This window comes from Sphingobacterium daejeonense (assembly GCF_901472535.1).
In the GTDB taxonomy this organism is placed as follows: domain Bacteria; phylum Bacteroidota; class Bacteroidia; order Sphingobacteriales; family Sphingobacteriaceae; genus Sphingobacterium; species Sphingobacterium daejeonense.
This window is the reverse complement of the sequence record NZ_LR590470.1, coordinates 1294777-1315039: the sequence shown is the minus strand read 5'-3', so window position 1 is coordinate 1315039 and position 20263 is coordinate 1294777. Positions and strand designations below refer to the sequence as shown.

21 protein-coding genes are annotated in these 20263 nt (G+C 36.9%); 6 read left to right on the top strand and 15 right to left on the bottom strand.

What is annotated here, in order from left to right:
* Positions 1 to 346: 346 nt before the first annotated feature.
* The 4 genes from FGL31_RS06300 to FGL31_RS06285 are packed head-to-tail and all read right to left on the bottom strand — an operon-like array spanning position 347 to position 2306.
* Positions 347 to 610, bottom strand: coding sequence for a hypothetical protein (locus FGL31_RS06300; protein WP_138090098.1), 264 nt, complete (start codon positions 608 to 610; stop codon positions 347 to 349).
* A 4-nt stretch (positions 611 to 614) separates the two neighbouring features.
* Positions 615 to 1166, bottom strand: coding sequence for an NADPH-dependent FMN reductase (locus tag FGL31_RS06295; protein WP_138090097.1), 552 nt, complete (start codon positions 1164 to 1166; stop codon positions 615 to 617).
* 6 nt (positions 1167 to 1172) lie between these two features.
* Positions 1173 to 1670, bottom strand: a complete 498-nt coding sequence (locus FGL31_RS06290; protein ID WP_138090096.1) for a DUF2480 family protein — start codon at positions 1668 to 1670, stop codon at positions 1173 to 1175.
* A 9-nt stretch (positions 1671 to 1679) separates the two neighbouring features.
* A complete protein-coding gene (locus tag FGL31_RS06285; protein WP_138090095.1) occupies positions 1680 to 2306 on the bottom strand; it encodes a superoxide dismutase in 627 nt (208 codons plus the stop codon).
* A 231-nt stretch (positions 2307 to 2537) separates the two neighbouring features.
* Between FGL31_RS06285 and FGL31_RS06280 the strand changes: the two genes are divergently transcribed.
* Positions 2538 to 3167 (top strand): helix-turn-helix transcriptional regulator, encoded by a 630-nt coding sequence (locus FGL31_RS06280; RefSeq protein ID WP_099370450.1) that lies wholly within the window; start codon positions 2538 to 2540, stop codon positions 3165 to 3167.
* Positions 3168 to 3184: 17 nt separating this feature from the next.
* Here the strand turns inward: FGL31_RS06280 and FGL31_RS06275 are convergent, their stop codons facing one another.
* Positions 3185 to 3520, bottom strand: a complete 336-nt coding sequence (locus FGL31_RS06275; protein WP_099370451.1) for a phosphoribosylpyrophosphate synthetase — start codon at positions 3518 to 3520, stop codon at positions 3185 to 3187.
* Positions 3521 to 3623: 103 nt separating this feature from the next.
* Between FGL31_RS06275 and FGL31_RS06270 the strand changes: the two genes are divergently transcribed.
* The 3 genes from FGL31_RS06270 (at position 3624) to FGL31_RS06260 (ending at position 6061) form a co-directional block, all read left to right on the top strand.
* Entirely contained in the window at positions 3624 to 4127 is a 504-nt protein-coding gene (locus FGL31_RS06270) for a GNAT family N-acetyltransferase (RefSeq protein WP_138090094.1), read from the top strand.
* A 63-nt stretch (positions 4128 to 4190) separates the two neighbouring features.
* The gene (locus FGL31_RS06265; protein ID WP_138090093.1) at positions 4191 to 5258 is read left to right on the top strand and encodes an endonuclease/exonuclease/phosphatase family protein; all 1068 of its coding nucleotides are present in this window, start codon (positions 4191 to 4193) and stop codon (positions 5256 to 5258) included.
* A gap of 2 nt (positions 5259 to 5260) precedes the next feature.
* Positions 5261 to 6061 carry a class I SAM-dependent methyltransferase gene (locus tag FGL31_RS06260; RefSeq protein ID WP_138090092.1) on the top strand — a complete coding sequence of 267 codons (801 nt, stop codon included), beginning with the start codon at positions 5261 to 5263 and terminating at the stop codon, positions 6059 to 6061.
* Between the two features lie 554 nt (positions 6062 to 6615).
* Here the strand turns inward: FGL31_RS06260 and FGL31_RS06255 are convergent.
* Both FGL31_RS06255 and FGL31_RS06250 read right to left on the bottom strand, forming a co-directional pair.
* A complete protein-coding gene (locus tag FGL31_RS06255) occupies positions 6616 to 8124 on the bottom strand; it encodes a SusD/RagB family nutrient-binding outer membrane lipoprotein (protein WP_232046312.1) in 1509 nt (502 codons plus the stop codon).
* A 39-nt stretch (positions 8125 to 8163) separates the two neighbouring features.
* On the bottom strand, positions 8164 to 11340 hold the full coding sequence (locus FGL31_RS06250) for a SusC/RagA family TonB-linked outer membrane protein (protein WP_138090090.1): 3177 nt from the start codon (positions 11338 to 11340) through the stop codon (positions 8164 to 8166).
* Positions 11341 to 11720: 380 nt separating this feature from the next.
* Between FGL31_RS06250 and FGL31_RS06245 the strand changes: the two genes are divergently transcribed.
* Positions 11721 to 12626, top strand: a complete 906-nt coding sequence (locus FGL31_RS06245; protein WP_138090089.1) for an SH3 domain-containing protein — start codon at positions 11721 to 11723, stop codon at positions 12624 to 12626.
* Positions 12627 to 12708: 82 nt separating this feature from the next.
* On the opposite strand, the gene bioA is transcribed toward FGL31_RS06245, so the two are convergent.
* The 6 genes from bioA to FGL31_RS06215 are packed head-to-tail and all read right to left on the bottom strand — an operon-like array spanning position 12709 to position 17293.
* Complete coding sequence (gene bioA / locus FGL31_RS06240) at positions 12709 to 13983, bottom strand: adenosylmethionine--8-amino-7-oxononanoate transaminase (RefSeq protein ID WP_138090088.1); 1275 nt, start codon at positions 13981 to 13983, stop codon at positions 12709 to 12711.
* A complete protein-coding gene (gene bioB / locus FGL31_RS06235) occupies positions 13965 to 14972 on the bottom strand; it encodes a biotin synthase BioB (RefSeq protein ID WP_197734108.1) in 1008 nt (335 codons plus the stop codon). The genes bioA and bioB overlap by 19 nt, the downstream gene beginning before the upstream one ends.
* Positions 14959 to 15582: a dethiobiotin synthase gene (gene bioD, locus FGL31_RS06230; RefSeq protein WP_138090087.1), complete on the bottom strand. Its 624-nt coding sequence runs from the start codon at positions 15580 to 15582 to the stop codon at positions 14959 to 14961. The genes bioB and bioD overlap by 14 nt, the downstream gene beginning before the upstream one ends.
* The gene (locus FGL31_RS27575) at positions 15575 to 16042 is read right to left on the bottom strand and encodes an aminotransferase class I/II-fold pyridoxal phosphate-dependent enzyme (protein ID WP_138090086.1); all 468 of its coding nucleotides are present in this window, start codon (positions 16040 to 16042) and stop codon (positions 15575 to 15577) included. The genes bioD and FGL31_RS27575 overlap by 8 nt, the downstream gene beginning before the upstream one ends.
* Positions 16027 to 16689 (bottom strand): aminotransferase class I/II-fold pyridoxal phosphate-dependent enzyme, encoded by a 663-nt coding sequence (locus FGL31_RS27570; protein ID WP_138090085.1) that lies wholly within the window; start codon positions 16687 to 16689, stop codon positions 16027 to 16029. The genes FGL31_RS27575 and FGL31_RS27570 overlap by 16 nt, the downstream gene beginning before the upstream one ends.
* Positions 16661 to 17293: a hypothetical protein gene (locus FGL31_RS06215; RefSeq protein ID WP_138090084.1), complete on the bottom strand. Its 633-nt coding sequence runs from the start codon at positions 17291 to 17293 to the stop codon at positions 16661 to 16663. The genes FGL31_RS27570 and FGL31_RS06215 overlap by 29 nt, the downstream gene beginning before the upstream one ends.
* A gap of 64 nt (positions 17294 to 17357) precedes the next feature.
* Here FGL31_RS06215 and FGL31_RS06210 point away from each other — a divergent pair, with 64 nt between their 5' ends.
* Positions 17358 to 18833 carry an aminotransferase-like domain-containing protein gene (locus FGL31_RS06210; protein ID WP_138090083.1) on the top strand — a complete coding sequence of 492 codons (1476 nt, stop codon included), beginning with the start codon at positions 17358 to 17360 and terminating at the stop codon, positions 18831 to 18833.
* Here the strand turns inward: FGL31_RS06210 and FGL31_RS06205 are convergent.
* Positions 18830 to 19249, bottom strand: coding sequence for a hypothetical protein (locus FGL31_RS06205; RefSeq protein ID WP_138090082.1), 420 nt, complete (start codon positions 19247 to 19249; stop codon positions 18830 to 18832). The genes FGL31_RS06210 and FGL31_RS06205 overlap by 4 nt on opposite strands.
* Positions 19250 to 19423: 174 nt before the next feature.
* Entirely contained in the window at positions 19424 to 19765 is a 342-nt protein-coding gene (locus FGL31_RS06200) for a four-helix bundle copper-binding protein (RefSeq protein WP_138090081.1), read from the bottom strand.
* Positions 19766 to 20263: the final 498 nt, after the last annotated feature.

Here is a 20263-nt window from a genome sequence, read left to right as displayed (position 1 = left end):
AAAGGGCTTTGGGGAATTTACAGAAACGGGTGTTGAAAACCCATATGAACCAATTTAATTAATGATGATCTATGTTATAGAATTATTTATTCCTTGTTTGTTGTTTTTAAGTTGATGTTTAAAAGTAAGGGGTTATAACTATACTAGACAATTTCCAGTCTAACTATAACCCATCACTAAGGTTGAGTTTAGGTTTTATTTTTAAAGCAGTACCAATGCCCTATTCCAAATCTAACAAGAAAGTATTTCCCATCCATCCTGCGCTGTCCTGTAAAAATAACATTTAATAAAAATAGCGAGCCGCTCCTTTCAGAATGACTCGCTAGACAAATAGAAATGAAAAATATTAAGCCGTCTTGACCTTAGGATCAAGTGTACTATATGAAACAGCTTTTACAAAAGCTATTCTATATCCATATGTCAATAAAGTATTTTGAATTTCGTTCTCCAGTCGACTTGGTGAATGTACATTTATTACATACTGCTTATCATCCATATCAATTGATATGGAACCCAACTGAGGATATTCTTTCCCTAGTTTTTCAAATATTTGTTGTCTTTGCAATAGAGCTTTCAATGGTGCTCTAAATGATAAAATGTAATTTTCCATGTGGTTAGTTTTTAGTAATTACTGGCCCATCAACCAAAAGATTGTTTAAAATCCTGAATCGTTCCTGATATTTTTGGGCGATTTCAAATTCTTCATTATAAAACTCAAGCTTTTGAATGGGCACAGCGTAAGGCAATGTCCATGCTCGCAATGATTTCGCAACAGCATCCATCGCATTTATCCCTTGCATAGCTTGCACACCATCTGCCCAACAAACTAAGCCTACGCGCTGTCCACTTAAATAAGGTTGTGGCATCTTGGCGCTGAATTCCAACCAGTCCAAGCAATTTTTCATTACCCCTGTCATACTACCATGGTATAATGGAGTCAACCAAATTTGCATATCCACACTGCGAAATGTATGATTCATGATCTCAACAGATTTGGGAGTACTATTTAGAGTGAAGTCAAACAATGGAATCCCCGAATCAGCAACATTAAAAATTTGTGCCTCAATCCCTTTATTCTCTAAATCTTGCTTCAAAAATTCTGAAATTTTAGAAGCTGTTGAAGTGCTCCTTCTCTCTAATGCACCATTATATATTAAAGCTTTCATTTTTTTTTAATTCTTTGTAATGACTTTTGGAAGACCGGCTTCACCATACATGATAGTTTTAGCAACACCTTTTAGCCTTTGAGTTATCAGAACATATAAGGAAGGATGAACAGATTGATGCGCACGAACAACTACTTTTTCACCTTGATATTGGCTTAAATCAGCATTCTGAATGTTCTCCTGCCATATCTTTAAATCCAAACATTCAACATCACAGTAATCCAAATGACTTGCTATTCCTGTCAGGGAATTTGCCAACTGCATATATGCCCAACTTGGAACTATTGCATCGGAAGAACAAAAAATAGCAACAGATTTACCGCTGAATGCTTTCCAGTCAAAAGCAATTATTTTCTCCTTGAATTCTTTTTCTTTCAACATCAAACCCAAATGCAAAAAGTCAGCTATGTCCAATCCTACACTTGATTCTTTTGGTTTAAAATCCAACAAATCTATAGTCAGAATTCCACTCGCCTCTACCTTATTTACAAAGTCTTCCGTCATTTTATTCTTTTATTTAATTTTTGACAATGCTGATTCATAATTCTTCTCAACCGCTTCCCAATCTAACACCTTCCAGAATGCATCAACATAATCAGCACGCTTGTTCTGATAATTTAAATAATACGCGTGCTCCCAAACGTCAACTCCCAAAATTGGATATCCTTGCGTGGTAATATTAATATCCATTAAAGGGTTATCTTGATTTGGAGTCGAAGAGATTGCCAATGCTCCATTGTGCTTTACTAAAAGCCATGCCCAACCAGAACCAAATTGACCCAACGCCAAATTTTTGATATCTGCCTTTAGTTGGTCAATAGAACCAAAAGATTTGATGATCTCTTCTTTTAATTTACCTTCAGGCTCAACTTTTGGTGAACCAGAAAGAATCTCCCAAAACAAACTATGATTATAATGACCTCCGCCATTATTGCGTACAGCGGCACTATATTTTGAAATATTTTTGATTATATCCTCCAGTTCCAATTCCTGAGAAATGCCTGAACTTTCCAAAGCTTTGTTTAGATTATCTACATAAGCTTGGTGATGACGGTCATGATGGATTTCCATCGTTTTTGCATCAATATGTGGTTCCAATGCGTCAAATTTATAAGGTAATGGTGCTAATGTATATTTCATGATATTTTGTTTAATTGTGTACAACAAAGTTAACAAAGTCGAGTAATAAAACAAGTTTTTACTTGTTTTATACAAATGGGATTTCTCATTGTTTTTAGAAATAAAAACAGCTCTAAAACACAATAAACAGAGTTTTTAATTAAAATATAGATAATTCCTATATCCCTTAGAAAATATTGATTGATTTTTAATGCTTATATTTGCAAAATAAAACAAGAAAAATCTTGCAATATGAAAAAAAGTAATTCGCAGAAAATATTGATGTTGATCAAGATGAGAGGTGAGATTGATGCTGCGACTATTTCAGAAGAATTAGGCATTACGAAGGAGGGTGCTAGGCAACAACTTATTAAGCTTTCTGAAGAAGGCTTGGTAAATTATGAATGCAAAAGCAGCGGTGTCGGAAGACCATTCACTTATTATTCGCTAAGCCAAGCCGGCATGGCTAAATTTCCCGACAGCCACGCCGATATAACCGTGCAATTGCTGAAATCTGTAAAAACATTGTTAGGAGAGAATGCATTAGACCTACTTATTACGGATAGAGAAAAAACTACTTATGCACGATATGAAGCCAAACTTAAAGGCTCCAAAAACCTTGAAGATAAGCTCAACAAATTGAGCAAAGTAAGATCGGATGAAGGCTATATGGCAGAATGGAAAAAAGAAGATGATATTTATTATTTCATCGAAAACCACTGCCCTATTTGTGCCGCAGCTACTGAATGCCAACAATTCTGCAAAGCTGAACTAAAGAATTTCAGGTCATTATTAGGGCCTGAACTCAAAATAGACCGAATAAAACATATTTTGGCTGATGAAAACCGTTGTGTATATAAAATAGAAAACCCTTCAAGTTGATTTGAAGGGCTCAATATTTATATATCTCTTTTTCTCTTATTTAATTCCTCAACTAATTTGGATGATCGAAAACTAAATTCCGCACCAAAACTATTGATCACTAATCCTTTAATTAAATTATCCTTCGAAGAAATAGCAAATAAAATGCTCTCATCTCCCGGATCTGTCATTCCTTCAAACCTAAATATTTCATCAATAACAAATTCGTCAGGCGACAATTCTAACGATTGACCAACACAGAACAAACATTCTCCATCTTCCTGAACTAAAAAATCTTCATTATATCCCATTTTTTGAAGATCGTTGACAGCTTCACTCAATGTGTCGTAACTTTTTCTACTTCTTGCTTCCATAATAAATAGATTTTCCAAATTATTTTAATCCTATTCAGATTAGTTGAAATTTAGCAATTTATTCTACAATTTTGAACATCTTTAAGTAAAATATACTTTCCCAATGACACAACTATATTACCGCATCGCAAACCGTTCTGATTTAGATAGAATCGTAGAAATTTACAACACGACTATTTCATCAAGAATGGTTACAGCAGACCTTGAACCTGTGTCAATAGAAAGCCGAGAAAACTGGTTTTATGAACATAATCCTAACAAAAGACCATTATGGGTAATTGAAAAAAATCAAGAAATTATCGGTTGGGTAAGTTTCCAATCTTTTTATGGCCGACCAGCATACGACGCAACTGTTGAAGTCAGCATCTACCTTGACCCCAATACAAGAGGACAAGGAATCGGGAAAAAAGCCCTGGAATTCGCCATACTAAATGCTCCACAATTTGGAATTAAAACCTTATTGGGATTTATATTTTCTCACAATGAACCCAGCCTAAAATTATTTCAAAAATTTGGATTCGAAGAATGGGCAAATCTTCCAAATATTGCCAAATTGGATAATGATGAACGGGGCTTGAAAATTTTAGGCAAGCGAATTGCTAGTTAATGATAACACATATTCTATTCGGGTTACAATCAATTTTATTACACAAAGTATTAATATCAATAAATGGAAATAGCGCTAATTATTTTTGGAAGCTTTTTATTAATTTTTACAGCATTGCCTTTTATCAGGCAGGATCATTGGACTTTTCGCGTTTTTGAATATCCAAGGATTCAAAAATTAATTCTATCCATATTATGGGTGGTGCTTTGGGCAATCCACAACGACCTTCAAAACATAACCTTATTGATATTCTTAGGCGCAATTATCTGTAATATTGTCTACCTCATTTATCAAATATACCCCTTCACTCCTATTGGAAAAAAGCAAGTATACAAAGCATCTAAAATTGATGACGATAACAGCTTAAAAGTAATGATTTCAAATGTATATGAAGATAACATCAATTATAAAGGTTGCTTAGAAGTAATTCATGAGAACAATCCAGATCTTATCCTCTTATTGGAAACCAGTCACAAATGGGATCGTGAAACGGAATCCTTGGAAAAAGACTATGAACATCATGTGAAAGTTCCTATTGACAACACTTACGGAATGTTGTTTTATTCAAAATTCCCAATCATAGATCCAGAAGTCAAATATCTCGTGGAAGATCAAATCCCAAGTATAGACTGTAAAGTTGAACTTCCTAGCGGGCAGCTGGTCCAAGTATATGCCGTACATCCAACCCCTCCGGTGCCGAATGAGAATCCAAGATCAACGGAAAGAGACAAAGAGCTTTTGATCGTCGCTGAAAAAGCAAAAGAATCTAAATTGCCGGTTATAGTAATTGGTGACCTTAATGATGTGGCTTGGAGCTACACCACTGAACTTTTCCTTAAGATGAGTGAACTGTTAGACCCAAGACGCGGAAGAGGATTTTTTAATACATTTCATGCCAAACAACCTCTACTTCAATTCCCATTAGATCATGCTTTTATCTCAGCAGATTTTAAATTGAGAGACCTGAGAAAATTGGACAATTACGATTCAGATCATTATCCTATATTTGCACATATTCAGTTCGAAGAAAGAGCTGAAGATCAGCAGGAAGAAAACCAATTAGATGCAACTCAAGAAGATAAAGAAGTAGCTGCAGAAAAAAGAAACGCCGACACCTCGGATAATGATTAATTATGAATGATCAGGATAATTACAAGGAAATAAATAAAAAACTTTGGAACGAAAAGACCAAAGCTCATGTTGATACAGAATTCTATGACAACAAAGGATTCCTAGCAGGAAAAAATAGCCTAAACCCAGTAGAAGTAAACCTATTAGGGGATATAAAAGGCAAGAAAATCCTCCATCTACAATGTCATTTTGGACAAGACACGCTTTCCATGGCACGAATGGGAGCTCAAACAACAGGATTGGATCTATCTGACCAAGCTATTGATGTTGCCAAAAATCTCAATAGTCAATTGGGGCTCAATTCTGAATTCATCTGTTCGGATGTATATGACGCCCCGGATTCTCTGAATGAACAATTTGATATAGTATTTACGAGCTATGGAACTATAGGATGGTTGCCTGATATTGACAAATGGGCAGCAGTTATCAATAGATGCCTTAAACCTGGTGGAAAATTAGTATTCGTTGAGTTTCATCCTGTAGTATGGATGTTTGATTATGATTTCACAAAATTCAACTATTCCTACTTCAATGATGGTGCAATTATAGAAACTAATGAAGGAACTTACGCCGACCGAAAGGCAGACATTTCAACCAAAGAAGTGTCTTGGAATCATCCCTTATCCGAAGTGTTCCAAGGCTTGATCAAAAACAATATGTCAATAAAATCATTCGAAGAATTTGATTATTCACCATATAACTGCTTCAATAATACAATTGAGATCGAACCCAACAAATTCCAGATCAAAGGACTTCAAGGCATAATACCGATGTTGTATGCTATAACAGCAGTTAAGAAATAAAAAACTTACTAATGCTGGTTGGTGGAGACACCAACCAGGGCATGAATGACACCACCAGGGCAACAACGCCGTGGTCGGTGTCTCCACCGACCACCACATAACGCCATCACCGGTGTCTCCACCGACCATCACATAAAGCCATCAACGCCGTGGTCGGTGTCCCCACCGACCACCACATAACACCATTACCAGTGTCTCCACCAGCCAAAAAAAATGGAGGCCTCAGCCTCCACTCTCTATCTAATTTTCTATCACAAATCCTATATTATAGTACCTTTCCCATCACACTTTAGTAAAAGGACTTTAAGGCATAATACCAAGGTTATATGCTATAACAGCAGTTAAGAAATAAAAAACTTGCTAATGATGGTTGGTGTCTCCACCAACCAGGGCAAGAAATAGCTGGTTGCTAAAGATACCAACCAGGGCATTAAGCCGTGGTCGGTATCTCCACAAGCCAGGGCATTGTCTTTTGTCTTATGTCTTATGTCTAATGTCTAACACCTATTTCCTTTCCACTATCTCAAATCCCACATCTCACATCTCAAATCCCCCTACCTATTCCACCACAATTTCGTAAACTGAACATCATCTCCTTGATTTCCCAAAGCCGATTGATAGTTTGCTTTATTTGTGCTCTGTTCTTTCAAAGGATAAACTAATCTGCTTGGAATTTCACTGCCTATCTCAGGAACAAAAGTATATGAAACTGGCTTTCCTTCTATAGTACCACTCCATACCACATCACCTTTTTTCACCAAGAACAATGGATATCCTGTCCTTCTTATTTCAGACCATGACTCAATTCCTTGTCCATAAAGAGCCAGGTATTTCTGCGAAAGCACATTCTCTTTATTGGCAGCCGGCAATTTGCCCAAATAAGTGCTAACCTCAGCAGCTGAAGCACCCCAACGCTCCAAAGATGCCTTAACACCTTTTTCGTAACTACTTTGCTCCCAACCCTTAAATTCTGAAATCAAGAATTCAACTTCAGCATATTCCTGCAGAACCTCATTTGCATTCGCTTTATTGATCACTTCTCCAGGCAAAGAAACACTATCTATAGGGAATAAATTACCTGCTGCTAAAGGCAAACCATATGGTTGTCCCTTATAGACATTTTTGCTATTTGGTTTTGCATATTTACTTAACCTAGGATCAGCAAACTTGAATGGACCCTTTTCACCTTTTAAAACATCAACCAGTACTTTGGAAACGGCAAAGTCTTTTCTGTTTGCTGTAACGGTAGCTCTAAATAAAGGCGCTTCATAAGGTGAACCAGTCGAATATACAAAGCCTGCATTATCATCATTTGAGGTAAACACACCTTTTTCAATAGCATCTTGAATATGTTGAGTTGCCAATGCTCGGTCTTTACTCAAAATCCTGTTCGCAAGTCTAAGACGCAAGGAATTCGCAAATTTAAACCACTTTTCATTCTTTCCTTGGTAAATAATATCCGAATTACCGAAGGTAATGCCCGACTTATATTTCGCCAAGGTATCAGCAGCGCTTTTCAACTCATTCAGGATATCTTTGTAAATCTTCTCCTGCGAAGCATACTTCGGTGTAAGAATATCTGGATTTCTTTTTAATGCTTCAAAGTCTGCATCTTTATTGCCATAAGACTCATAAGGAATATCACCAAATACATCCGTTAAAGAATGAAAGGCAAATGATTTCAAAATCCTTGAAATTGCAATTTGGGTGCTATTAGCGCCAGCGCCATTTGCTTGAGCCTGAATTTTAGTGCTCTCTTCCTCATTCAAAATGATAATCTCATTCAGGTTGTTCAATGCTTTATAGGTATTAGTCCAATATTCATCAGAGTATCCTGCTGAAATCAAATATCTTGATTGATCAGTATAAATATTTTGGCTGAAATATTGAGCAAATAATTGTGCCCCACGGAAATTGATCGATTCACTTCTCAAGGCATTCATCACTTGACGCTCTGCCGACAACAACAAACTTGGAGTTGGCACTGTGGCCGGTCTATTAGGGTCCGTATTGATTTCATTAAAAGTATCTTTGGAACATGAAACAACAGTCAATGCCAACAAAGAAGTATATATTATATTTTTAATTTCATGGTTACTAGCTTAAAATTTAAGGTTAACATTAAATCCATAAGTCAATGGAGTAGGAATATTTCCTGCTTCAATACCTTGAACATTACCACTACTGTTTGCAAATTCTGGATCTATATATTTGCTCTTCGTATAGATATTCCAAACATTACGAGCATAAGCTGAAATCCTAACTCCTTTTACAACTTTAGGATCATTCAATGGAATATTATACCCCAATGTCACCTCTCTAAGTTTCACAAACGTTCCGTCGAAAATGGAGAAAGTAGTCGGTCCTGTCGATTCATTCCTTCCCCATTGCTGCGCTGTAATGCGAGTATCGTTTTCACGCACATTGCTTGTTGTATAAGTCCCGTCTGGATTAAATACTACGTCAGCTTTTACGCCATCTAGGATCAAACCATCTTCTCGAACATTGTTCTCAGCTGTGCGATCCAAAATACCTGAGTACATACCTACATTATAAGTTTGGGAATAAAAACTTCCTCCAACTCGACCATCGATCAAAAATCCAAAATTGAAGTTCTTATAACGGAAGTTATTTTGGAATCCGAAAAGATAATCAGGCAATACTGAACCTAAAGGAACCAATTGAGAAGTCCTCAGGTAAGTCCCATCTTCTTTGACAACACGTTGTCCATCAGCGTAAACAAAATCATAACCCAACAACTGCCCATAAGGCTGACCTTCACGAGCCACCAAATTGATCAATGATGAACTCAATGTCAAGGTATTTACAAGCTCATCCAATTTCAATACCTTATTTTTGTTTCTTGAATAATTCAAGCTGGCATTCCATTCGAAATTGTCGTTTTGAATCGGAGTACCATTCAAGATAATTTCCAAACCTTTATTTTCTACTCGACCAGCATTCAAGACCTTAGCCTCATAACCGAATGCTGATGAAACCGGGATTGGAAGAATTTGGTTTCTTGAAACATTGTTATAATATGTTACATCCAAGCCCAATCTATTTCTGAAAAACTGTAAGTTAATACCTGTTTCCCAAGAACTTGTAATCTCAGGCTTTAACTCTGAATTATTCAAGGTCGATGGCAATTTGTTTGATGACAATCCATTAAATGATTGCTCAACATCATAGGCTTTATACAGTTGATAAGGATCTGTATCATTACCTACTTGTGCCCAACCAAGTCTAACCTTACCAAACGATAACCAATCTGCTTGGAAGCCCGGAACCTGAGAGAATACAAAACTACCGGTGAAAGATGGATAAATAAATGAATTAGCATTGGTTGGCAATGTGGATGACCAATCATTACGAACAGTAGCATCCAAGAACAAATAATCATGGTATCCCAAAGATGCACTCGCATAAACAGAAGCTATCCTGCGATTGTATTTGAAGTTTTCAATCTTGACATTGGAAGCATTCTTTAGGTTATAGTAATTCGGAATAATCAATCCACCTTGTGTAATTCCGTAATCTACCTTTCTGCTTTGATTTCTTAGGTTGGCACCAACGTTTGCAACCAAAGACACCTTATCCCAATTTTTCTTTGCAGTAGCTAAGAATTCATAGTTATATTCGTTCAATCTATTGCTAGTTTCTTCATATTGAGATGCACTTCTAGAATAAACAGCAATACGGTCTTCCGTACTGAATTGGTAGATATCACCATGTACCTTTGCACCTACATTCAACCAATCAGCAACTTCATATTGAACACCTACATTTCCGTAAAAACGATCTCTTTTTTCTTCCAAGTAACTTTCGTAAGCCGACCAAAATGGATTGTCAATAAATCTTGTTGCCTCAGCAGCTGGTGTATTTTGCCAACCCGTTCTGTTCCAAGCCAATGGCGTACCATCTGCTCTTTTATAGTTTTCTAAACGCTTGTAATCAACCTGAACAGCTCCCCATTGGTAAGCTTCCAAAATGATATTACGGTTTGAAGCCCCTGTCCATGGTTTACCAATAGAATTGTTATGGATATAATTGATATTGGTATTAACACTCAATTTTCCCAATTTCGTACCGCCAGAGAAATTCAATGTATTTCTGCCTAGAGATGCATTTGGAACTGTACCTCTTACGTTTTTGTTTGTATAAGAAAATCTATAATTGGTCTGTCCTGAATTGCCTGAAATAGCGACATTGTTGGTATTTGCCAAACCAGTGTTAAAGAAATAAGTTACATCGTGTTCTGGGTATAGCCAAGGAGATGGATTCAAATAATCTGCGGCATCTTCAGGGTTTAAATTATACCATTGCAATACCGGAGTTCCATCCAATTTTGGGCCCCAACTTTCATCAGATGCATAGTCTACGATTTTATAATCCTTACCGTCGATATTAACTGTCTGAAAGGTCTGCGAATATCCCTGACCATACAGGTGTTGGCGTTTTGGCAATCGTACAATATTTTCAAACTCTAAGCCTGTATTTACATCAATGCTCACGTTCTCCCCCTTGCCAGCGCGCTTAGTCGTAATAAGAATTACCCCATTGGCCGCTCTCGAACCATAAAGTGCTGCAGCGGATGGACCTTTCAATACTGAAATATTTTCAATATCATCAGGATTTAAATCCTGAATCATGTTACCCACGTCTTTTCCTGCAGATCCGTTGATCGTACCGGCAGAATTTAAATCGGAGTTGTCGATCGGTGTACCATCCACAACGTATAATGGTTGGTTACTACCAGCAATCGAATTGATACCACGTAATAAAGTACGTGTAGATCCCCCCATGTTACCACCAGATGAAATAACTTGCAAACCTGCAACTTTACCTGACAGTGCTGCCAGCGCATTTGTGGGACGAGTCTGTAATTCTGTCGACTTAACCTCCTGTACCGCATATCCTAGGGCTTTCTTCTCCCTCGAGATACCTAAGGCTGTTACAACAACCTCTTCTAAAACATCGTTGCTCGGAACTAAAATAATTGTTTTGGATTCAGTGGAATTCACACTTACAGTTTGGTCTTGATAACCTAAAAATCTTACTGTAATTTGTGCTGTCGGATTTGGGGAGTCTAAACTAAACTCTCCGTCTTGATTGGTCAGAGTCTGTTTTTGAGTGGATTTCTCTAGTATTGTGGCTCCAGATACACCTTGGTTAAGCTCATCTAAAACCTTTCCCCTTAATATGTTTTGGGCCTGTACATTTCCAATGCTCAAAGCAAAGAAGAGCCCTACGAGATAAAAGTATATCGTTCTGTTCATGAAAGTAATTTGAAATGGATTAATAAATTTGGAAAAGCGGATTATTGGAGATAGTTTTCCTTTTACCTATCTCCTATGCACATTCGAATAGCTTGATTTTTTATTCTGTCGTTCATGTTTTTTTGAAAATCTGGTGCAAATATATAAAATCTACCTAATTAGTAGACTACATTTGTGAAAAAATCTATACTTTTTTAGTAGACTTTGTTCGGTTTAAGTGTGTTATAGTTAGTATCTGATTGATTATTAAATATATACAAAAATTAATTAAATTTCAAAAAAATAATTTTTAAAATATATAAATCTAAAATAATACCTGAATTCAGCTATATTTTACAACGATTTTCTTAATAGATTTGTTTTAAGAAATAATATTAAAGATGAGAATAGTACCAAACCTGTTGTTATTTTTTGCATTTATCTTCACAACAATTGATATAAATGCTCAGGAACAAGAACCAGCAGCTTATGTTGTATATGATGATTATAACTTATACCATACATCAAAAGATAGTATTGCGCTTGTTTTTGTGAATATGGCGTATGTTCGGGAGGAACCTACATCCAAAAGCAATCTCCTTGATTCTATTCCTTTGGGGACTAAGGTCAAATTTATTGAAGAACAAGGACTAAATCCTACATCCCTCCGAGGAATGTATTTACCATGGCATAAAATAGAATACAGCTCCAACAACCAAAAAAAATCCGGTTACATCTGGTTAGGTCTGCTAACATTAGATAAAATAATTGACCAAAAATCTGGAAATACATTCTGTTATGGTTTCTCTTGGAAATCTAATGAACTGGAAAATGAATATTATTGGGTAGAGGCTAAAATGTTAGATAAAAACAACAATCTTATCAATAGTAAAAGTTTCCCCTATTACCCTGGAGGACAATCATATACCACTGCATCCTTAACTAAAGACAGCGGTATTCCCAATTCAAAAAACATTTTCTCTGTGAATTTCCATGGAGAAGCTTGTGGAATCTCTTCAGAGCAGAACTCCTTATCATGGGACGGTTCGACCTTCACTACCCTACCTAAAACTATAGCAGTTTCTGATGCGGGAGTATTCTATTATTCCGAAGAATTGCTGCTACCTAATAAACATAAACTCGGCAAAGATATTATCCTAAAAATCTGTGAAGAAGGCGAAGCCCAAGAATATGAAGAAACAGACCCAGAGGCTGAACTGAAATATACCGTCAAAAAAAAGGAAGAAACTTACAAATGGGATGGTAAAGAATATGCAAAAACAATGGTGAAGGAATTAGAAAATTAAGATTGCAAGATGTAATAAAATAGGCTTACCAAATTTCTCTGGTAAGCCATTTTAGTCACACTACTATTATCAAAATAGTTTCTTAAATATTGTTGTTGTTCAATACCTCCAAAATCGTTTCGTAGGTATAGTCCAAATCTTCTTGTTGAATACAATACGGTGGAAGCAAATACAGTACATTCCCCATTGGCCTTAATATAATCCCCTTCTTTATAAACACAATAAAGAGCTTTTCCTGAATCTGATTAAAATATGAGGTTTCATTTTCAGTGACCCAATCAAAAGCTAAAATAGTCCCTGTTTGCCTTACATTTCTCACCTTTTCTGACTTCATCAATCTTTTCGCAAATGCTGCATGACTCTTGCAAATTCTTTCGATATTTGACCGGCAATCATCTTGCAGCAATAAATCCAAACTTGCTAATGATGCTGCACAGGCGATAGGACTGGCTGTAAATGAATGCCCATGAAACAATGCCTTCCGTTTTTCATCCGAATAAAAAGCCTGATAGATTTCCTCTGTACAGGTCGTTATCCCTAATGGCATCGTACCACCCGTCAACCCTTTTGAAAAACACATAACATCAGGTTTTTCCTCCAGCTGATCGGCAGCAAACAAGGTCCCTGTTCTTCCAAAACCAACAAAGATTTCATCTTGAATCAATAAAATCCCTTTTGATTTGCAGAACGACATGAGTTCGGATAAATCCTCTGCACGATGCATTAACATTCCGCCAGCGCCTTGAACCAACGGTTCATAGATAAAACAAGCCGTTTGTTCGGCGTGTTCCTGAACTATCTTTTTAATAGATTCAAGATTCTCTGCGGTGGGAGCATCAATAAATATTACCTCAAATAACAAATCAGCAAATGCTGCTGTCCACTGTCCACGCTCACTAACCGACATGGCCCCAAAAGTATCCCCGTGGTAACCATTCTTAAAAGCTATGATTTTAGTCTTCTGAACTCCATTGTTATATGCAAACTGAATACACATTTTCAGGGCAACCTCTACGGCGGTGGATCCATTATCGGTAAAAAATGCCTTCTTTTGATTCAATGGCAAAAGCTGAAGTAAACGCTCTGACAAGGTAATCGCAGGTAGATGTGTGAAACCAGCAAAAATAACTTGCTCTAAAGTGCTTAGCTGCTCATAAACTTTAGACGCAATATACGAATTTGCATGCCCATGAATGGTAACCCACCATGAACTTACCATATCTAGATACCGATTTCCTTGATAATCATACAGATTAGCACCCTCTCCTCTAGCAATTGGGAGGTGATTACTTGTTTTCATCTGTGAATAAGGATGCCAATTGACCGCTAAATCCCGATCTATAAGCTGCTGTTGCAAAATGCCTCCCGCTTAACAACCATCGGCCTCAAACCCAAATTACTCAACATCGACATATCTTCATCCACTCCTGGATTTGGAGTAACCAACAAGGTCTCCCGCTCACCCGTAAAAATTGAATTGGCACCTGCCATAAAACACCAAGCCTGTTCGACCTCACTCATTTCAATTCTTCCAGCACTCAGCCGAACCATTGAAGACGGAAGAACTATTCTTGCCGTAGCAATCATCCTCACCATCTCCCAAACATCAACCTTAGGCAAAAACTCCAATGGTGTACCCGCAACTCGCGCCAAGGCATTAATAGGGACAGATTCTGGGTGTTTCTCCATATTTGCCAAAGTCCGCAACATAGATATCCGGTCCTCAGGCTTCTCTCCTAGCCCGATTATTCCCCCAGAACAAACCGTTATCCCAGCCTTGCGTACATTTTTTATGGTTTCTATCCTATTATCAAATCTGCGTGTTGAAATGATCTCATCATAAAATTCCTCCGAAGTATCTAAATTATGGTTATAGGCATATAATCCTGCTTCTTGCAGACGCTGCGCTTGACTTTCAGTGAGCATCCCCAAAGTACAGCAAACTTCCAAACCCATCTCGTTCACACCTTTCACCATCTCTATAATACGGTCAAAATCTCGGTTATCACGAACTTCACGCCAAGCTGCCGCCATACAGAACCTTGAAGAACCACTGTCTTTAGCTTTTTGAGCATGTGCCAAAACAGTCTCGGTAGGTAATAAGGCCTGAACTTTAATATCTGTATGATACCGTGCAGCCTGCCCACAATAAGAACAATCTTCCGGACAGCCACCAGTCTTGACAGACAATAAGGTCGAAATTTGAACCTCCTCCGGATTGTGCCATTCACGATGAACACTTGCCGCCATATAAACCAATTCCAATAATGGCTTATTGTAAATTTCCAATAGCTCTTCTTTAGTCCAGTCGTGCCTTAATGCTTTCTTGTCTTTAATTTCCATCATGTATTTTCAAATTTTTCATGGCCTTCTCCAAGCCATTTGAACTTATGTCCTCTAACTCCGGGAATTCAATGACTTTACTTCCCTTTGGTTTATTTTTGATTAAAATTCGTTTAGTTGATTCTTTGAAACTCCCGTTCAAAAAAATGTATTCAACAGCAACACCTCGTTCTTCTAAACTATGAAAGGATAATAAACTATGATTTATGCTACCTAGGTAATCAGAACATACGAGGATAATAGGGAGATCTAAATGCTCCGCTAAATCAATGATAAATTCTTTGTCATTTATCGGAACAAACATTCCCCCAGCTCCCTCAACAATTAGATTTCCGATATCATCAGGCAATTTAAAATCGTTCAACTCTATTGACACCTCATCTATTTCAGCAGAATAATGCGGAGATACCGCAGTATTTAATTTATATCTTTCAGGATATATCAATACTTGATTATTTAGCAGAGAACTCATCATCATGCTGTCACTGCTTTCCAAATCACCAGATTGAATTGGTTTCCAATATGCCGCATCCCATAGCTTGACCAGGGCAGCACAAGCAATGGTCTTGCCTACTGACGTGCCAATGCCTGTCACAAAATATCTCTTACTCATCCATATATCTTTTTAAAATATCAGCCAATAAATCAATTTCCTTTTCCGAATTAAAAGAATGAACACATACACGTATCATTTCTTCACCCTTAGGTACGGTAGGTGTTTTAATACCATAACTTAAAAAACCATTATTTGTTAAGTCCCTTAATGCTTTTTCCATGATGCCAACATCTTTAAATCGAATAGGAAATATCGGACTTTGAAAGGATTCCATAGATAAACCCATCGCACGACCAAACCTCTTAATATTACCTTGTAATTTATTAACTATCAGGTCGTTTTCATCAAGGAAATGATATGATTCTTGAACACAAAGGGCTTGAAAATCTGGCATTCCTGTACTGTATATAAATCCTGGCGCATAATTGATCAAGTAATCTATAAGGACTTTTGAACCTAAAACAGCTGCTCCAGACTGACCCATAGCCTTTCCATAAGTAACTAGGGTTGCAAACACCTGTTTTGTAAGCCAAACATATTCACAAATCCTACCCCAAAGGTTCCAATAGCATGTGCCTCATCTACAATCAATGCTGCCGCGAATTTTTCACAGAGTGCCGCGATTTCAGGAAGTGGAGCAAAGTCACCATCCATCGAATAAAGACTTTCAACCCCAATCCAAACCTGCCCGTTGCTTTTTTTCAATAGATCTTCCAAATGGTTCAAATCATTGTGCCTGAATTTCCACCGATTTGAAAGCGACAACCTACAGCCGTCATATACAGACCTATGTACCTTTTCATCCAGAATTATCGTATCATTCTTGGCGGGAAGAATAGAAAAAAGAGTTTGGTTGGCAAGATATCCGGAAGGAAATAATAACGATGATTCAACCTGGTGTTTTGCAGCAATAAAGCCTTCAACCTCCATCGTAAAATCTGAGTTGCCTGAAATCAATCTTGAGCCCGTGGATCCTTGAATGGACTCCGCATGGCCATTCAGCAAATTCAGTATTCTAGAATTTAACTCCTTGCTCGTGGCAAATCCTAAATAATCATTTGAATAGATATCAATCCCATCCCTTTCTTTCTGTAACTGTCTTAATCCTCCTTCCTCCTGCCTTTTATTTAATTTATCACGAAGCCGGGATTGCAGAATATTCATTGAATCCAAGTTCTTTGGCGATTGAAATCAGCCAATTATCAAATAATTCTGATTCTATTAAAAGTATTTCTTTGGCATGCTTTTCCCATGATGGATCAAAATCATTCAATTGATTAATCATCTCCTCCAAATGACCTTCTTCTTCCAGAATAATAGATTTTACAACTACCTTTGAAGCATGCTCAGTTAATACATCTTGATAAATAGGATACAATTCATCTGCTCTCACTTCAATTGCGTAGGTAACAAATAAATACGCTGCATACTTGAGTTCCTGTCCATAAAGATTGAAATGTTCTTTTATATATCGGGATGTTTTTACATCTAGTCGATGTAAATATTGTTGAGAGGATTGACCTCCTATCAAACTGGAAGGTTCATAATAGTCAAATCCAGAACAGTCCAGTTTAGCAATTTGTTTCTTCAGATAATAGGCATGACGATGTTCCTCTGCGGCATGCTTCAATTGTATAATGCCTGTTTTCACCTTGTCCTCGCATGCTGAAATCTTTCTTGCACCAGCATTCTCCATAAAGGATAAAGTGTTTAGCCATTTGCAGTGTGTAATTTGATCTGCTACAATTTTATTTAGAATTGTTTTCATCTTTTCTACTTTCGCCCAAAAATACTACCTTGCCGGCAGGTACAAGGGTGCCAGATTGAAGAATATGAATAGTCCGGTTGAAATACCATTTAAAAGTTTTATTGAAATAGACAGGGAAAATACATCGCCTATCTATCTTCAGATAGTTAATCAATTTGTTCAAGCCATTTCGAAGGGAAATCTTTCACCTGGAACAAAACTACTGGGAAGCAGAGCTTTAGGAGAATTGCTACAAGTACACAGAAACACTATTACTGCAGCATACGAGGAACTATTTGCTCAAGGGTGGGTTGAAGTAAAACCCAATAAAGGAACATACGTTACTTCCGAATTACCGAGCTTAAAAAACTTGGAAGCTTCAAATTCGTCCTACCCTATTAAAACCGGGTATGAATTCAAGAAATCAATTCTTTTAGACAGCCCTTTTGAACATACCGATTGCGAATATATCCTGAATGATGGCTCACCTGATATTTGGCTGACGCAAATTGAAGACCATTCCAGATTCTATAGGACCAATGTGAGAAGAAAGAGCAATAGGGAAAAAATGGGGTATTACAACCAAGAAGGATCGGAGTTTTTCAAAGAGCAGATGGTAGATTATCTACATGGATCAAGAGCACTCAAAATCAACAAAAACAATCTCCTCATCAGTAGAAGCATTGAGATGAGTCTCTTTATAATTTCGGAGATTTTGCTTTCTGAGAATGACTATGTTGTTGTGGCTGACCTGAGTTATTTCGCTGCAAATATGATTTTCCAAAAATCAGGAAGTAAAATTCTCACAGTACCTATTGAAGATGATGGCATTGACCTTGATGCCTTGGAAATGCTCTGCAAATCAAGACCCATCCGAATGGTCTACATCACCGCCCAGCAACATTATCCAACTACCGTTAGCCTGAGTGCACAAAAACGAATGCGTCTTTTGCAATTAGCACAGCGATACGGATTTGTTATCGTAGAAGATGACCATGATTATGACTTTCAATTTGACAAACAACCCTTGCTCCCATTGGCAACTGCTGACCGGAATGGAATGGTAATTTATGTAGGATCATTCGGCAAATCTTTAGCTCCAGGGTTCCGGACGGGTTTTATAGTCGCTCCTGAAAACCTCATGATTGAAATGAGAAAATTATTGGGAATAATAGATCGACAAGGAGATGTTTTAATGGAGCAAGCATTAGGAGAAATGATCGAAGAAGGCGCAATTCACAGGCATTTAAAAAAATCATTGAAGGTATACAAAGAAAGAAGAGACTTTATGGCTGTTCAGCTGAGCAAAGAATTGGGCAACGTGATCGATTTCCAAATACCAAATGGAGGTCTAGCATTTTGGATTCGCTGGCGCAATAAGATAAACCTCTTCAGATTGAGTCAACAAGCTGCAAGAAACAACCTCTTTATACCAAAAACCTTACTTTACCAGCACAAGAACATTCAGGCCATGCGAATTGGCTTTGGTAATCTAAATCTAATGGAGATAGAAAAAATAATAAAGATTCTTAAATTATCAGCAGAACAAATACAGGCTTAATCGGCAAATAATGTACTATTTTTAGAGGAAGAAAATTGGTCAGTATAGTGAATATACAATCTCTTATATTTGACCATTTCTCTTGAATCAGCTAAAAAGTTTACCTTGACATCCCTAAATACCAAACGTGCAGCTTTCTTTTCCATTTTGGTGGCATAATCAAGAAATTCTTTGAAGAGCGTCCTTTTCTCCATAGTGGAGAACCGGCTTTGCTGACAGATATATAAAATAATGTCTTCATCAAAATGAAGCGTAACTTTATTTCCTTGTCTATTCAAAAGATAACAAATGGGACGTGCCCCATCATTGGGAAATAATCCAAAACCTATAACACCATCATCAGTATTGAATACATAGGCATAAAAGTGGACAGTTCCAATTAAGGCAGAATCAACTAGTATGTTCTTAGTAATCATAATTTCACAATTTACGACATTCACGATATTAATCAATAATTAACCAAAACTAAGGAATAATTATTTATTTATAATTGGCTTAATATAATAATTAGGTTAAAAAGAGTTAGTAACATCAATATTAATTAATTATTAAATATAATACTAACTCTTGAAAATATGTTGAAAACAGTTTTAAGCGACTAATTTCCTACAAGCATCGGCACATTTTCTACACGCTTCAGCACATTTTCTACAATGCTCCATTCCATGTTCAGCATGTTTTTCGCATTCAGCAGCACATGCTTCACAAATGGATAAGCATATTTTAACAAGTTCTTTACTGGAGCTACTATCCATAATTAAAAGTTTAGACGTCGCCTCGCAAATTTCAGCGCATTCTAAATCGGTCTTGATACATTCGCGTAGCATCTCTAAATCTTTTTCGTTTAAACATGTCTGTGCACATTCCAAACATGCAACTGCACATTTCTGGGTTTCATCAATACATGCCTTTACTAATGAGTCTTGATTCATCAGATTCTCCTTTCTATTAATGGTTAAACAATAAAGTGAAAAAACGGCTTTTCGTGATTCACTATTAAAATAACAAATAGAAGAGTAAATCGTGCGAACTTTATTTAAATTTTAAAAATAATTGGTTTTTGTATTAACAAAATTACATATCATAACAAACTTTTTCCAAGAATTAGAACAAACATTAAAAGTTTAAACATATTTTTTAAATTAAATAACCATCAAGAAACTTTTAAGATTTAAAAATAAATCAATCCCATTAACTTTTTTCCTATTTTTTTTGAAGAGAATTCATTTCTCACATCTCATTTCTCATATCTCATATCTCATATCCAACTCTTGTTCCACTCTCATTCGTCTTTTCTTCGCACCTTCTTCGGACCTCGTTCGGACCTTGTTCGGAAAACATCCGAACAAGGTCCGAACGAGGTCCGAACGAAAGAGGACGGAGAGTGGAACAAGTCCCCTACCTGCCCAAGTAGAAAGTATTACGAACGA